The sequence below is a fragment of the Streptomyces sp. BRA346 genome, from assembly GCF_052851135.1.
The window spans coordinates 1-14,686 of record NZ_JAIWIH010000042.1 but is presented as its reverse complement, the minus strand read 5'-3'; the positions used below and the strand labels follow the sequence as shown (position 1 = coordinate 14,686).

The 14,686-nt window shown below is 69.8% G+C and carries 12 protein-coding genes and 1 pseudogene; 6 read left to right on the top strand and 7 right to left on the bottom strand.

The window, feature by feature from the left end; genetic code table 11:
- Positions 1-501 precede the first annotated feature (501 nt).
- Positions 502-873 carry a hypothetical protein gene (locus tag LCH29_RS36825; RefSeq protein ID WP_446466030.1) on the top strand — a complete coding sequence of 124 codons (372 nt, stop codon included), beginning with the start codon at positions 502-504 and terminating at the stop codon, positions 871-873.
- A gap of 897 nt (positions 874-1,770) precedes the next feature.
- Here the strand turns inward: LCH29_RS36825 and LCH29_RS36820 are convergent.
- Genes LCH29_RS36820 through LCH29_RS36810 form a run of 3 tightly spaced genes read right to left on the bottom strand, consistent with a single transcriptional unit; the run spans position 1,771 to position 2,584 of the window.
- Positions 1,771-1,980 (bottom strand): hypothetical protein, encoded by a 210-nt coding sequence (locus tag LCH29_RS36820; protein ID WP_446466029.1) that lies wholly within the window; start codon positions 1,978-1,980, stop codon positions 1,771-1,773.
- On the bottom strand, positions 1,977-2,249 hold the full coding sequence (locus LCH29_RS36815) for a YgaP family membrane protein (RefSeq protein ID WP_446466028.1): 273 nt from the start codon (positions 2,247-2,249) through the stop codon (positions 1,977-1,979). Before LCH29_RS36815 ends, LCH29_RS36820 begins: the two co-directional genes overlap by 4 nt.
- Before the next feature lie 47 nt (positions 2,250-2,296).
- Positions 2,297-2,584, bottom strand: coding sequence for an SHOCT domain-containing protein (locus LCH29_RS36810; RefSeq protein WP_446466027.1), 288 nt, complete (start codon positions 2,582-2,584; stop codon positions 2,297-2,299).
- A 205-nt stretch (positions 2,585-2,789) separates the two neighbouring features.
- Between LCH29_RS36810 and LCH29_RS36805 the strand changes: the two genes are divergently transcribed.
- Both LCH29_RS36805 and LCH29_RS36800 read left to right on the top strand, forming a co-directional pair.
- Positions 2,790-5,384, top strand: coding sequence for a heavy metal translocating P-type ATPase (locus LCH29_RS36805; RefSeq protein WP_446466026.1), 2,595 nt, complete (start codon positions 2,790-2,792; stop codon positions 5,382-5,384).
- Positions 5,381-5,719 (top strand): metal-sensitive transcriptional regulator, encoded by a 339-nt coding sequence (locus LCH29_RS36800; RefSeq protein ID WP_446466025.1) that lies wholly within the window; start codon positions 5,381-5,383, stop codon positions 5,717-5,719. The genes LCH29_RS36805 and LCH29_RS36800 overlap by 4 nt, the downstream gene beginning before the upstream one ends.
- Positions 5,720-5,813: 94 nt before the next feature.
- Here the strand turns inward: LCH29_RS36800 and LCH29_RS36795 are convergent, their stop codons facing one another.
- Positions 5,814-7,247, bottom strand: a complete 1,434-nt coding sequence (locus LCH29_RS36795; RefSeq protein ID WP_446466051.1) for a nicotinate phosphoribosyltransferase — start codon at positions 7,245-7,247, stop codon at positions 5,814-5,816.
- Between the two features lie 153 nt (positions 7,248-7,400).
- On the opposite strand from LCH29_RS36795, the gene LCH29_RS36790 reads away from it, so the two are divergent.
- Positions 7,401-9,800, top strand: coding sequence for a glycoside hydrolase family 65 protein (locus LCH29_RS36790; protein WP_446466024.1), 2,400 nt, complete (start codon positions 7,401-7,403; stop codon positions 9,798-9,800).
- Positions 9,801-10,097: 297 nt separating this feature from the next.
- Here LCH29_RS36790 and nhaA read toward each other — a convergent pair whose 3' ends face one another.
- On the bottom strand, positions 10,098-11,414 hold the full coding sequence (gene nhaA / locus LCH29_RS36785) for a Na+/H+ antiporter NhaA (protein ID WP_446466023.1): 1,317 nt from the start codon (positions 11,412-11,414) through the stop codon (positions 10,098-10,100).
- 744 nt (positions 11,415-12,158) lie between these two features.
- Between nhaA and LCH29_RS36780 the strand changes: the two genes are divergently transcribed.
- A complete protein-coding gene (locus LCH29_RS36780; protein ID WP_446466022.1) occupies positions 12,159-12,830 on the top strand; it encodes a CBS domain-containing protein in 672 nt (223 codons plus the stop codon).
- A gap of 29 nt (positions 12,831-12,859) precedes the next feature.
- On the opposite strand, the gene LCH29_RS36775 is transcribed toward LCH29_RS36780, so the two are convergent.
- Together LCH29_RS36775 and LCH29_RS36770 are read right to left on the bottom strand one after the other, a co-directional pair.
- A complete protein-coding gene (locus LCH29_RS36775) occupies positions 12,860-13,852 on the bottom strand; it encodes an Acg family FMN-binding oxidoreductase (protein WP_446466021.1) in 993 nt (330 codons plus the stop codon).
- Positions 13,853-13,863: 11 nt separating this feature from the next.
- Positions 13,864-14,082: pseudogene (locus LCH29_RS36770) on the bottom strand (DUF1918 domain-containing protein); the annotation flags it as partial.
- Positions 14,083-14,257: 175 nt separating this feature from the next.
- Here LCH29_RS36770 and LCH29_RS36765 point away from each other — a divergent pair.
- Positions 14,258-14,686, top strand: a 429-nt coding sequence (locus LCH29_RS36765; RefSeq protein ID WP_446466020.1) for a CBS domain-containing protein, incomplete at its 3' end; no start/stop codon positions are given.

Here is a 14,686-nt window from a genome sequence, read left to right as displayed (position 1 = left end):
CCAGCACCACGGCGCAGTGGCGGGCCCGGGCAGCCTCCAGGGCACCGGAGTCGACAACTGCTCGATCCACATACTCCGCTTCGCATCCAAGTGGCTTCACGGCAATATCGGCAATGCTGCGCTCACGATGCAGCCTCGGAACCACTCACGTCGAACCATCTCCGCCAACAACAGTGGCGTGGTGAAGGCCGCCGCGGTTCCGGCGACGGCGCGCGTGACGGTGGCTCGGCAGCCTGCCCGCCGGAGTGGCCGTGGACGTCCTGGACCAGCGGCGCGGCCGCGCGGCCGCGGCACGTTAGCCACACGGCAGCGAACGTTAGGCGCGGGTTAGTCAGTCATTACTGCCATCAAGCAAGGTGGGAATTGAGTTCACCAGGTCAGCAGCCGTTCTGGCCAGTGCCGCGGCGGCCACCGCCATCGGCATGGGGTCGGCGCAGGCGGGTGCGGCTTCGGTGTCTGCCCAAAACGGATACATCCACTTTCCGACACGATGGAGATGCTGTGAATAACCACTTCGCTCGGCGTATCGCTTTCGGTGCGATGAGTCTGGCCGGTATTGCCAGCGCGTTCGCCGTGACCGCTCCAGCCGCCTCGGCCGCGCCGGCGGCCGACGGTAAGGTGCGTGTCTGCAACCACGCGAGTGGCTACCGTTCGTTCGTCGCCTTCACCACGAGGAAGCACACGACCGCGGTCGCTCCTGGCCACTGCTCTGCTTGGCGGCCTTCGATCAAGGTCGGCGAATTGGCCTATGTCCAGGGCCTAAAGAAGGGCGACGCTTTCCAGATGGGATCGTACAAGGTGCCCACTGGTAGCTATCAGGTGGACACCCGCGGAACCCCCGGAACCGCGACGTTCCGCATCGTCCACAAGTAATCCACTGCTCGACAGTCGGAACACCGTCCTGCCGGGTACGTACCCGGCAGGACAGTTCGGTGAGTGGTTCGGGCTCGGTGAGTCGGTTCGGTGCCCGTTGTCCGAGGGATCGGTGCGGCCTGTGTCCGTTGTAGTGCTCCGCACTCACTGACGACGAGGCGTAGGTGGCGCTCTCCGGTGATCAGGATGCGGTCGGTTGCCTCGCGTCGGCATGATCCGATCCAGCGTTCTGCGATCGCGTTCATCCATGGCACGGCGGGCAGGGTGGGGACCATGCGTATGCCGGTCGCCTGGAAGACGGAGTCGAAGCTGTCGGTGAAGTAGGCGCCGCGGTCCCGGATGAGGAATTTGATCGACTCTGCGCGGTCGCCCAGGTCCATGAGGTAGTTGCGTGCTTGCTGGGTGATCCTGGGGCCGGTCGGGTTTCGGGTGATTCCGGCGATGTGTGCGCGGCGGCAGTCGTGGTCGATGAAGAACAGTACGAACCAGCGTCGCAGGAAGACCGTGTCGACGTGGAAGAGGTCGGTGGCCAGGATGGCGGAGGCCTGGGCTTTGAGGGAGGCGGGCCAGGAATGGTCGCTGGGGCGCGGGGTCGATCCCGGCGGTCCACCTGTCGCCGAACCGGCGGGCGACTTCCCGCTCTTCGCTGTGGGCCAGGCGGACGTACACGTACACCGGGACGGGGAACATGATCAGGGTGGCCAGGCTGCGGCGACGAGCCAGAAGCCCGCGCTGATGGCGACATAGCTGGCGAGGCGGAAGGGGCTCAGGTGGGGGTCACCTCTCCAGCCGATGTGCCACAGGCCATAGGCGGCTTCGTTGATCTGTCGGGTCTCAAGCCGGTGGGCCAGGCGCCGCGCGCTCAGTGTGCCGATCAGCGTGATCGCGCCACAGCGGTCAGGAGCGGTCGTTGCCGCCTTGGTCCATGCCCCGCATCATCACCGCCATCATGGCCACGCACATGATGGCGATGACCAGGAAACCGGTGCTGAGGACGCCGGTGACAACCAGCACGACCACGGCGATGATCATCGGGACGCAACAGGCGAGCATCAGCCATCCGTGCTTGCTCCGCTTGTCCTGACCGGGCGTGGTGGGGTGGCTCATGGTCGGCTCCGTCGGGTTCGGGGCACGTGGCCGAGCTTGGCGTACAGCGGGCAGTGCCCGGTCGCCCCCGTGATCAGCAGATCCAAGCCGGCCAGGAGCAGCAGCACCTCCAAGACGACGGCAAGCGCGCCGCCGGCGCCGGTGAGCAGGACGATCGCGATGATGGTGGCGGCCAGGCCCATCAGGGCGCGGCCCGCGCGCTCGGCGGGGCTGATGTTCACCGTGCGCCAGGCAAAGGTGCCGGGCCGGTGGGTGGTGGGTCCGGTCATGGTGACCTCCCGGTGGAAGGGCATGGGGCGCGGGCGGGGCGGCCCGGTCAGGGTGGTGCGCCTGGTGGTGATCCTCGGAGGGTGGCCAGGCGGCGGTGGTATTCCTCTTCGTCGATCTCGCCGCGTGCGTACCGCTCGGCGAGGACTTGCTCGGGGCCGCCGGGCGGGGGCGTCTTGTGCCAGGCGGTGGGCCCGCCACCTGGCGTGGTGGGGCGGTTCAGGGCCCGGTAGAGCAGGACGCCGATGGCGATGATCACTGCCCAGAACAGCACCATGCTGATCGACATTGCGAACCAGCCCCAGCCGTTCATGCCATGGCCGTACCAGAACATCATTCCCGCCTCACTTCCCCAGGTCAGCCGGGCTCAGGACACTCGGCCGACCGTTGGTGAAGTTGTTCTGCCTGCTGTCATCGTCGCTCGCGCCTGCCGGGTGTGCTGGGGCCTGCCGGTCCCGGCCAGTGGGCCGGTCAGCCCTTACCCGGTACCGGTAGCCGCGAGCGACGCTGGGAGGTAGGGGGCGGGAAAGGAATGTTCTGCCATGAACGCCCTGGATCTGGTTGTCATCGCCGCCGCCGTTGTCGTGGTCGCCGGGCTGGGCTGGTATTTCTTCGGGCCGCGCCGGGCCCGCACCGCAACGGTCGAGGGCGGGGTGCAGCGGGTGGGCATCACGGTGCGCGGTGGCTACAGCCCGAACGTCATCCGGGTGCGCCAGGGGATGCCGGTGGAGCTGGTCTTCGACCGGCGGGAGTCCGGGGAGTGCACCTCGCGGGTGGTCTTCCCGGACCTGCGGGTCAGCGCGGGCCTGCCCGCCCACACGCGCACGACGGTGCGGCTGAGGCCCGACGAGGCCGGGTCCTTCGGGTTCGCCTGTGGGATGAACATGATCCACGGAACGCTGCTGGTCGATCCGGCCGCGCCCCCGCAGGGCGGCGGCGGGCAGACTTTCTCCGGCGGCGGCCAGGCTCCGCCCGCCACCGCCGCCGGACCGGTCGGACCTTCCCCGGAGGGCGAGGGCGCGGCGGACGCGGAGGCTACGGAGGCCGCCGAGCGGCGCGCGGAGATCCGTGATCTGACCCGGCGGGTCGCGGTGGGCGCGGTGCTGACGCTGCCGGTGCTCATCGCGGTGATGGCGCATGAACTGTTCGGCGCTGTCTGGGTGCCGGGATGGATGCTGAACCACTGGTTCCAGCTGGCGCTGATCACGCCCGTGATGTTCTACACCGGCCGTCCGATCCACACCACCGGCTGGCTGGCCCTGCGGCACCGCTCGGCCGACATGAACTCCCTGATCACCCTGGGCACGACCGCCGCCTACGGCTACAGCCTGCTGGTCACCCTCGCCCCCAGCCTGTTCCCGGCCGGGGTCCGCGCGGTGTACTACGAGGCGGTCGGGGTGATCCTCACCCTGATCCTGCTGGGCAGGCTGCTGGAGGCCCGGGCCAAGGCAGGCACCGGCGAGGCCATCCGGGCCCTGCTCGGGCTGCGGGCCCGCACCGCCCGTGTGATGCGGGACGGCACCCCGGTGGAGATCCCGGTCGACGACGTCGCTGTCGGTGATGAGCTGCTGATCCGTCCCGGGGAGAAGGTGCCGGTCGACGGCGACGTCCTGGCCGGTTCTTCGGCGGTGGACGAATCCATGGTCACCGGGGAACCGATGCCGGTCAGCAAACACCCCGGCGATACCGTCATCGGTGCCACGGTCAACGGCACCGGATCCTTGCGGGTGCGCGCGGCGAAGATCGGCACGGAGACCATGCTGTCCCAGATCATCCGCCTCGTGCAGCAGGCCCAGGCGTCCAAAGCCCCGATCCAGCGGCTCGCCGACGCGGTCTCCGCCTACTTCGTCCCCGCCGTGATCACCGTCGCGGTCGCCACCTTCGCCGTCTGGTTCACCCTCGGCCCCGCCCCGGCCCTGACTCTCGCCCTGGTCGCCGCTGTCGCCGTACTGATCATCGCCTGCCCCTGCGCGCTGGGCCTGGCCACTCCCCTGTCGATCATGGTCGGCACCGGCAAAGGCGCACAGGCGGGCATCCTCATCCGCTCGGCCGAGGCCCTGGAGACCGCCCACAAGCTCGACACCATCGTGCTGGACAAGACCGGCACCGTCACCGCGGGCAAGCCCGTCCTCACCGACGTGCACCCGACCGACGGCTACGACGAGAGCGAACTGCTGGCGCTCGTGGCAGCCGCCGAGGAAATGAGCGAACACCCCCTCGCCACCGCGATCGTGGCCGGCGCCCGGCAGCGGGGCCTGGACCTCCCGGCAGCCGACGCCTTCGACTCGGTCACCGGCAAAGGCGTCCGCGCCACCGCCGACGGCCACACCATCCTGGTCGGCACCGCCCGCCTGCTCGGCGACGCCCACCTGAACACCGGTCCACTCGATGGCGTCGCGGCCGACCTGTCGGCCCAGGGCAAGACCCCGGTGCTCGCCGCCGCCGACGGAGCACCCGCCGGGGTGCTCGCCGTCGCCGACACCGTCAAGGACGACTCCACCGCCGCCATCGCCGCCCTCCAGCGGCTCGGCCTGGACGTCGTCATCATCACCGGCGACAACGCCCGCACCGCCGAAGCCATCGCCCGCCAGGTCGGGGTACGCCGAGTGCTGGCCGAGGTGCTGCCCGAACACAAGGCCGATGAGATCCGCCGCCTTCAGGGCGAGGGCCGCACGGTCGGCATGGTCGGCGACGGCATCAACGACGCCCCCGCCCTGGCTGCCGCCGACGTCGGACTCGCCATCGGCACCGGCACCGACGTCGCCATCGAAGCCGCCGACATCACCCTCATCTCCGGCTCCCTCAGCGGCGTCGTCACCGCCGTCCGGCTCTCCCGGGCCACCATGCGCAACATCCGCCAGAACCTGTTCTTCGCCCTGATCTACAACGCCATCGGCGTCCCCGTCGCCGCCGGCGCCCTCTACCCCCTGTGGGGCATCCACCTCAGCCCCGTCATCGCCGCCGCCGCCATGGCCCTGTCCTCCCTGTCGGTCGTCACCAACTCCAACCGCCTGCGCCACTGGCACACCACCCCACCGCCGCCCGCCGCACCTGCCCGCGCCGAGCCCCGCACGGAGTCCGCCGAGCACCTCACCCAGGCTGCGAGCGGCACCCGTGAAGGAGGCCCACCGCGATGACCACCGCCGACCACCACGCCACCCGGGAACCGCGCGCCACCGGGGAACCGGCACCGCCCGGATACACCGGCCACAAACCCGACCACCTCGCCCGGCTCCACAAGATCGAAGGCCAGACCCGCGGCATCACCCGCATGGTCGCCGACGACCGGTACTGCATCGACGTACTCACCCAGATCAGCGCCGTCACCCACGCCCTGCACCAAGTAGCCCTCGGCCTCCTGGAAGACCACATACGCCACTGCATCACCACCGCCGCCCGAGCGGACCCGACCCACGCCGAGGCCAAGCTCGACGAACTCACCCTCGCTCTCCGCCGCACGCTCCAACTGTGAAACGGCAGAAGTGATGACACATAGATGGGGCGCCCCAGCGGTCGCCGTCCAGGGGTTGGCGAACACCAGCCGCCGCCATGAGCCGGTCAGCAGATCAGAGGCAACTTCCTCGGCGCCGACCTTGTTCTGGCCGATCAGGTCCGGCAGCTGCTTGAGGGCATGAACGACCGGCCGATGACGACGCCGGACCGGTGTGTACATCTGTAGCGGAGAGAACGCGAAGGCAGTCGCGCACTTGCTGGGTGAGCGCGGTCAGCGATGCGGATGGGACGGCTTTCGGAGCGATCGGATGCTCGATGAGCCGGGCGGAGTGGGGCAGTTCCGTCAGGTCGGCGGTCAAGCGCTCCCGGCACTCCTGGAGGGCGGCGCGGGGGGCGGTGCGCTGTCCGTGCCGCATCACGGTTTCCAGCAGGGGCACGCTGTGAGGCGGAGGCGGTTCGTCGCTCAGGGCGATCAGATCCGGGTGTCCCGGACGGCGGTAGACCTGTTTGGGCCCCGGAGCGGTCACTTTGGCAGCGGAGAGCTTCATCACCGGCCGCCCGTCGTACTGGACCATCTTGTACGCGGAGTCCAGGTACGGGGCATCCGCCGAGACGCCGACCCGCGTTCCCACCGCGTAGATGTCGATCGGGGACTCGGAGCGGACCAGCCGGTCCACCGCGTACTCGTCCAGACTGCCACTGGCGACGATGCGTACTTCCGGCAGTCCGGCGCCGTCCAGAATCGTGCGGGCCCTGGCCGCCAGCGCGCCGAGGTCGCCGCTGTCCAGCCTTACGGCCGATCCGGGGCCGCATTCCAGGTCGCTCAGCACACGCGCCGCCGTGCGGACGCCCCGCTCGGTGTCATACGTGTCCACCAGGAGTGTCACCGGTCCGGGATGGGTGCGGGCGAAGGCGCGGAACGCCTCCTCCTCCGAGGCGAACGCCTCCACGAACGAATGGGCCATCGTGCCGATGGCCGGCAGACCGCAGGCGGCTGCCGCGGCCACGTTGCTGGTGCCCGCGAACCCTGTCATCGCGCCCAGCCTGGCGCACTGAAATCCGGCCTCGGGCCCGTGCGTCCGCCGCAGGGAGAAGTCCACGACAGGGCGGCCGGCCGCCGCGAGTACACAGCGCGCGGCCTTCGAAGCGATCGCGGTCTGATGGCTGAGCTGATTGAGCACGTACGTCTCCACCAGCTGGGCCTGGGGGAGTGGCGCGGTGATCTCCAGCAGCGGTTCCCCAGCCAGCACGACCCGCCCCTCGGGCACCGCCCGAACCTCGCCGGTGAACTCCAGACCGGTGAGGGCTGCCAGGTCGCTGGGCGGACGGTGCAGTACCTCCGCGAAGGTGCGCGTGTCCTCGGGGCCGATGTGAAAGGTGGAGAGGAAGTCCAGCGCCGACTCCAGGCCCGCGCTCACGAGAAAACCGCGGCCAGGCGGCAGGTCCCGTACGAAGAGACTGAACGTGGCCGGGGCCGTCATTCCCTCCTCCAGGTACGCCGTGGCCATCGTGACCTCGTACAGGTCGGTGGTGGTCGCGTCGGACATCTCGCTCACCGCCTCGTATCCCGGCCGTCCGATGTCCAGGATCGGACCGGCGGGAAGGGACCGGCCATGGGCCGAAGGGCCCCGCCGCCCCCGTCGGTCGGCATGCGTAGTCGGGGCGGCGTTCCCATCATGGGACGAGGAGATGAGCGCCCCATGCCGGAGTGGACCTGGGAGTACCGCGGCTATGACCCGGCCGCCGAACGGCTGCGGGAGGTGCTGTGCACCCTCGGCAACGGCTATACGGCGACCCGCGGCGCGGCGCCCGAGAGCCGCGCCGGGCGGGTGCACTACCCGGGAACGTACGTGGCCGGGTGTTACGACCGGTTGCGCTCCGCCGTCGAGGGCCGCGAGGTCGAGAACGAGGACCTGGTCAATCTGCCGAACTGGCTGCCGCTGCGCGTGCGGCCCATGCGCGATGACGGCACCGCCGGGGCGTGGCTGTCCCCGGACACCTGCGTGCCGCTCGACTTTTCGCAGGTCCTGGACATGCGCACGGGAATGCTCACCCGGACGGTCGGCTATCGCGGCCCGGCCGGGCACCGGCTGGGGGTGGAGCAGCACCGGCTGGTCCATATGGGCGACCCTCATCTGGCCGCGTTGCGCACTGTCCTCACGGCGGAGGGCCGGGCGATCCGGGTGGAGGTCGAGTCGGCCCTGGACGGGGATGTGCGCAACACCAACGTGCGCCGCTACGAGGGCCTCGGAGAGCGTCACCTGACCGGGCTGCGCACCGGTACGTCCGGGTCCGGCACCGCGTGGCTGCGTTGCCGGACCCGGACCTCGGACATCCGCGTCGCGCTGGCCGCGCAGACCCGGGTCACAGGGGCGGAACCGCTGTCATACCGCCTCAAGCCCGGACGGCGGCGGGCGGTGCACACGCTGACGATTTCCGTCGAACCCGGCCGCCCAGTCGTGATCGACAAGATCGTGGCACTGCACACCTCCCGCGACCTGGCGATCGGCGATCCGCTACAGGCGGCGGTGGAACGGGTGACGACGGCCGGCGACTTCCCCGAGCTGCGCGCCTCACACGAAGCGGCCTGGGCCCGGCTGTGGCGGCGCGCCGAACTCGACGTGCCGGGAGAGCCCGGCCGCATCCTGCGGCTCCATCTCTTCCACGTGCTCCAGACCCTCTCGCCGCACACGGCCGACCTGGACGTGGGCGTCCCGGCGCGTGGTCTGCACGGCGAAGCGTACCGGGGGCATGTCTTCTGGGACGAGCTGTTCGTCCTGCCTTATCTGAACCTCCACTTCCCCGAAGTCTCCCGGGGCCTGCTCACCTACCGCCACCGGCGCCTGCCGCAGGCGTGCCGCGCCGCGCGGGAGACGGGCCACCGGGGTGCTATGTATCCGTGGCAGAGCGGGAGCGACGGCCGTGAGGAGACGCCGCGGCTGCACCTGAACCCTCTGTCGGGCCACTGGCTGCCGGACCACTCCCGGCTTCAGCACCATGTGAATTCCGCGGTGGCGTACGACGTGTGGCAGTACTGCGAGGCCAGCGGCGACATCGAGTTCCTGCACACCAAGGGCGCCGAGATGATCCTGCAGATCGCCCGCTTCTGGGGGAGCCTGGCTGATCTGGACACCGCGCTCGGCCGGTACCGGATCCGCGGTGTGGTCGGCCCGGACGAATATCACGACGCGTACCCGGGCAGCTCCCGGCCGGGGCTGGACGACAACGCGTATACCAACGTCACCGCCGCCTGGGTGCTCGGCCGGGCAATCGAACTCGCCCGCGGCCTGCCGGTGTGGCGGCGGCAGGAACTGCTGGAGCGGCTGGCGCTGGACGACGCCGAACTGGCCCGCTGGGAGGAGATCTCACGGCGGCTGTACGTGCCCTTCCACGCCGGAGTCATCAGCCAGTTCGACCGTTACGGGGAGCTGGCCGAGCTGGACTGGGGCGCCTACCGCGCCACGTACCCGGACATCCGCCGCCTCGACCGGATCCTCGAGGCCGAGGGCGACTCGGTCAACCGCTACCAGGCGTCGAAGCAGGCCGATGTCCTCATGCTCGGATACCTCTTCGCGCCGGAGGAACTGGCCGCGCTCTTCCGGGCGCTCGGATACATGGTGGACGACGTGGTCTGGCGCCGCACCGTGGACTACTACCTGAGCCGCACCAGCCACGGCTCCACCCTCAGCAGCCTGGTGCACGGCTGGGTGCTCGCCCGCACCGAGCGTGCGGCGGCCTGGCAGTACTGCCTCCAGGCGCTGGAATCCGATGTCGTCGACATCCAGGGCGGAACCACGCCTGAAGGCATCCACCTCGGTGCCATGGCCGGAACCCTGGACCTGGTCCAGCGCGGACTGACCGGGCTGCGCACCCACGACGGGGCCCTCCATCTGGACCCGGCCCCGCTGCCGGAAATGCCTGCCTTCCGCTTCTCCCTCCGTTACCGCGGCCACTGGGGAGTGAGCCTCCGCCTGGAACGCGGCTGGCTTCGCGTCGCTGTTCCCGACTCCGATCACGAGCCGATCCGGTTGGTACTCCCCGACCGGACGGTGATTCTCGCCCCCGGCCAGAGCCACGCCCTGCGGTTGCCCCACCGCTGATGCGGTCGAGCCCGCAACTCGCCCGTCGACCGGGGCGGTGGTTCGAACGGTTTTGGGTACTCCCCATGTGCAGAGGGGCTCGTTGTGAGACGAGGCAACCGCCATGATCTTGATGGACAGGCGTGAGCGCGTCGTCGTTGACCGCTGTTCACCGACTTGAAGGGCATGGATGGGGCACGACGACGGTTGCGGTGGTGCCGAGCGCGCCGGCGTCCGGTTCGCTGTGGTCGCTCGGGTCGGTGCTCTCGAAGGGCGTGGGGCTCGGCGAGATCCCGCGTACCCATCACCGGGCCACCTTCAGTTCCCGCCCTCGGCACGACGGTGCCCGGGGCTGGGCCGCTGGTAGATGTCGGGAACGCCGTCGGCGTCCTCATCGCAGGTTTCCGCCTCCCACAGTCGGCGGTAAGTCCCATTGCGTCGCTTGATCAAAATCGCGGCCGCCGCAGCGGCGATGAGAGAGCCCAGCAGCACGGCGGCTTTGATGTGCTCGGCGTCGGCCGGTACGGGGAAGGCGAGCTCGCCGATGAGCAGGGAGACGGTGAAGCCGATCCCCGCCAGCACCGCCAAAGCGAGCACATCGGCCCAGGCAAGATCCGGGTTCAGCCGTGCCCGGGTGAACCGGGCCGCCAACCAGGTACCGGTGAAGATCCCCACTGTCTTGCCGACGACCAGGCCGAGCACCACGCCCAGCGGCTCCGGGCGGGTGAACACCTCGCCCAGCGCAGCGGCCGAGATGCTCACGCCGGCGGCGAACAGGGCGAACAGTGGCACCGCCACCCCTGCCGAGACCGGCCGCAGCAGATGCTCCGTGCGCTCCCCCGGGGAAGCATCCTCGCCCTCGTGGCGCGTGGTGCGCAGGATCAGTCCCATCGCCACACCGGCGACGGTGGGGTGCACGCCACCGTTGTGCATCAGCGCCCAGATGGCCATCCCGAGCGGCACGTACCACCACCAGCCGCGCACCCTATGCCGCTGAAGCAGGGACAAGACGATCAGCCCGACCAGTGCTCCGGCCAGCGCGTACGGGTTGAGGTCGGAGCTGAAGAAGACCGCAATCACCAGGATCGCGCCCAGGTCGTCGACCACGGCCAAGGTCAGCAGGAAGGCACGCAGGGCGGAGGGCAGGTGAGTGGAGAGGACCGCAAGGACGGCGAGGGCGAAGGCGATGTCGGTGGCCATCGGCACCGCCCACCCTGCCGCAGTCCCGCCACCGAGGCCGATGGTGGCCAGGTAGAGGGCGGCCGGCACCACCATGCCGCACACGGCGGCGACCACGGGCAGGGCGGCGGTGGCCGGAGTCCGCAGCTCGCCGACCACCAGCTCGCGTTTCAGCTCGATCCCGGCGACCAGGAAGAAGACGGTCAGCAGCCCGTCGGCGGTCCAGTGCCCCACCGACAGGTCCAGCCCGAGCGCCGGTATCCCGAAGTGGAAATCGCGTATGTGCTCGTAGGCGCCGCTGAGTGGGCTGTTCGCCCACACCAGCGCCACCACGGCCGCCGCCAGTAGCAGCAGCCCGCCGACGGTCTCCGCGCGCAGGGCCCGGGCCACCTGCACCCGCTCCGGCCACGGCAGGAGACCGAGGAAAATCGAACGTTCGCGGCGGGAAGCACGCATCCGGGGGCCTCCGGGGCATCGACGGTACGGGCACGCGGGCCCCTTTCATCGCCGACCAGACTTCCCGGCACACCTCGCATCTCTTGACGCGCTCTTTACACACTATCTGTTCCGGCGCGGCCGGGACCAGGCCGGCCTCGGGTGGGGCCGGAGTCCCTACTATTCGGAGTACGGGGGCGCGGGGAACACCGAAGGCGACGGCTTGCAGAGCCTGCTCTACGACGCGAAGCTGCCGGGCTCCAACATCTCGTACCGAGCGTTCCGGTACGAGTGGACCCGCACGCCGTACTATCCACCGAGCGCGGTGGCACGGGCCCGCGGGGGAGGCAGCGTCGTCTACGCCTCCTGGAACGGTTCGACGCAGACCAGAGCGTGGCAGGTACTCGCCGGATCCGATCCCGACTCCCTGTCGCTCGTCGTCAGACGCGCGTCACGGTCCGGATTCGAGACCCGCCATCACCACGAACAGCCTCGGGCCGTACTTCCAGGTCAGGACACTGGACGCAAGGGGAAGAGTCCTCAACACGTCCAAGGTCGTGAAACGGTCCAGCTGACGGGCTGCCAGAGGACAAGGCAGGCGGGCGGGAAGATGCGCCTTGCTGAGCTGGTGTCCGCCGGAGTTCATGAACGGTGTCGGCTCCCGTCGGCCCGTTTCCTGTGGCCGGGTGGCTCCGCCCGCCGGACACTTGAAGCGGCGGCCTGATCGGAAACGCTGGGGGAAAGCCGACGAGAGGAGGCAGGGCCGTGCCTGAGACTCCGCACATCGTGAGCGATGTGATGACGCGAACGGTCGTCGCTGTCGGGCGGGACGCGCCGTTCAAGGAAATCGTGCAGACCCTGGGCCAGTGGCATGCAAGTGCCATGCCGGTCCTGGAGGGCGAAGGGCGGGTGGTCGGAGTCGTCTCCGAGGCGGATCTGCTGCCCAAGGAGGAGTTCCGGGACAGTGACCCTGACCGTTTCGAGCAGATGCGGCGCCTGCCCGACCTCGCGAAGGCGAGGGCGGTGACGGCGGAGGAGCTGATGAGTACCCCCGCGGTGACCGTGCACACGGATGCCACCTTGGCCGAAGCGGCCCGGATCATGGCCATCAGGCGGGTCAAACGGCTTCCCGTGGTCGACACCGAAGGCAAGTTGCAGGGCATCGTCAGCCGGGGCGATCTGCTGAAGGTCTTCCTCCGGGCGGACGAGGACATCGCGGAGGAAATCCGCCGCACGGTGGTGTCCTACCTCTTCCCCGGCCTCGGGCATGCCGTCCACGTACGGGTGGACGAGGGCGTGGTCACGCTCAGTGGGGAGCTGGGCGACACCGCGCTGATTCCCGTGGCCGCGCGCCTCGCCCGGGCCGTGGAGGGCGTCGTGGACGTCCAATGCCACTTCAGGGCCGCCGGGCGGACTGAGTCGGCGCGATCGTCCTGAACGGGTCTCGCGTCGCCGCGCCGACAGGGCTACGGCTGGATGTCCAGTACCTCTTGGACCGGCCGACGAGGCGTCTGCGTGCCAGGCTCGCCATAACCCAGCCGCAGCACCATCTGTACGTACGCCGAGCCCGACATCGGGTCACGGAGCGGCCAGCGCAGGTCGCGCCATTCCAGGGCCTGGGTGACGAACGAGGTGGCAAGTCCGTCGAGCGTGGCCTGGAGCAGCACCCGTTCCATCGCCTGGCCGGTGCGCAGCCAGTCCTCCGGCCGGTCGCGCCCGGTACTCAGCAGGGCCAGGTGTGGGGTGGCCTCGAAGTCGGCGGCCGGGCGGCCGGGCACCGGTTCGCCGCCCGCGAAGTCCCGCACGGGCGCCTTGCCGATGCGGCGGCGGGGCCCGAAGGCGTGCTCCGGAACTCCTTCAGTGGCAGGCCGCCTATCGTGCGCCCTTCGGGTGAAGCGGGCCAGGTCCGCCGCGACCCCGGAATCGGTGAGATTGCGGGCTTCGGCCTCCAGCAGCAGGTCCAGAACGGCCTGTAGGTGCCACCCCGACGCGAAGGACAGCGAGACGTGCTCCCGGCGTGCGGCGGCCGCGAGGGCGGTGCGTACGGGATCGGGCAGGGGAGTCTCGGCGAAGGGATTACGGCTGGTGTGCCGGTTGTGCACGGCCGGGTACAGGGCAGCCGGATCGTCGTCACCGCCGTCGAGCGGGCCGGTCAGCGCCACGGAGGCCAGCAACATCGGGTCTGCCGGATCGGGAAGCAACCGGATCGTCGCCCGCCAGCCCTCATGCGCGACCGCGACCCGCAGATTCATCAGGGCCGCGCCGCATCCGACGTGCAGGGCGCGCTGTTCCGGGTCGGAATACGGCAGGGAGCCACGGAGGTCTCCTCGGACATGGAAGACGCGCCTGCCCCGGAAGTACTGGAATCGCCACGGCTGGGCGTTGTGCATCGACGGGGCGGTTGTGGCGTCCTGTACCAGAGCCGTGACGACCTCGTCGGGCGGCGGTTGAACACTCACCGATGTCCGGGGGCCGCGGGGCCCCGAGGTCTTTCCGACGCGTGCTCGATGTGGTGAATGTGTGCGTCAGGCCCCGGGAACACGAGGCTGACTCGATCCGAGTCCGACCATCGCACGTCATAGGGAGGCGTTCCGTCGTCATGGTGGAGCCCGACGATCTCACCGTCCCGCCTGGCAGCGCCGGTGGTCGGGCTTTCGATGATCAGTTGGTCACCGACATGAGCGTGCATCGGGGGTCCCTCCTTTCCGGTTCCCTTCTCCACCATGGCACGGCGGGTGAGTGCTGCCCTGGGCCGAATGGCCGACCGGATGGGCCGTGAAGCCCATGTGGAGGCCACCATGGGTTGCGACGCTCGGCAGCCGGGAGGCCGACCGGGGCGGTAGGAGCCCGGAAGGAGACGGCAGATGCACCACAGAACGGTGGGAGAACTCATGACCCGCGGTGTGGTCCGGGCGCCGCGCGACATGCCGTTCAAGGAACTGGTCATGCTCCTCGCGGAGAACGACGTCACGGCGGTTCCGGTCGTGGACGCCTCCGACCGTCCGATGGGCGTGGTGTCCGAGGCGGACCTGCTCCGCAAGGTGTCGGGCCAGGCCGATGTGTCCGGCCGGGTACTGCTCCCGCATCCGGAGGCATGGGAGCGGGCGAAGACCGAGGGAGCGAGGGCGGAGGAGCTGATGTCGGCCCCCGCCGTGTGCGTACGCCCCGAGTGGACGGCTGCCGAGGCCGCTCGCCTGATGGCCGTCCACGACATCAAAAGGCTTCCCGTCGTGGACGAGACCGACACGTTGCTGGGTATCGTCAGCCGCGGTGATCTGCTGCGGGTCTTCCTG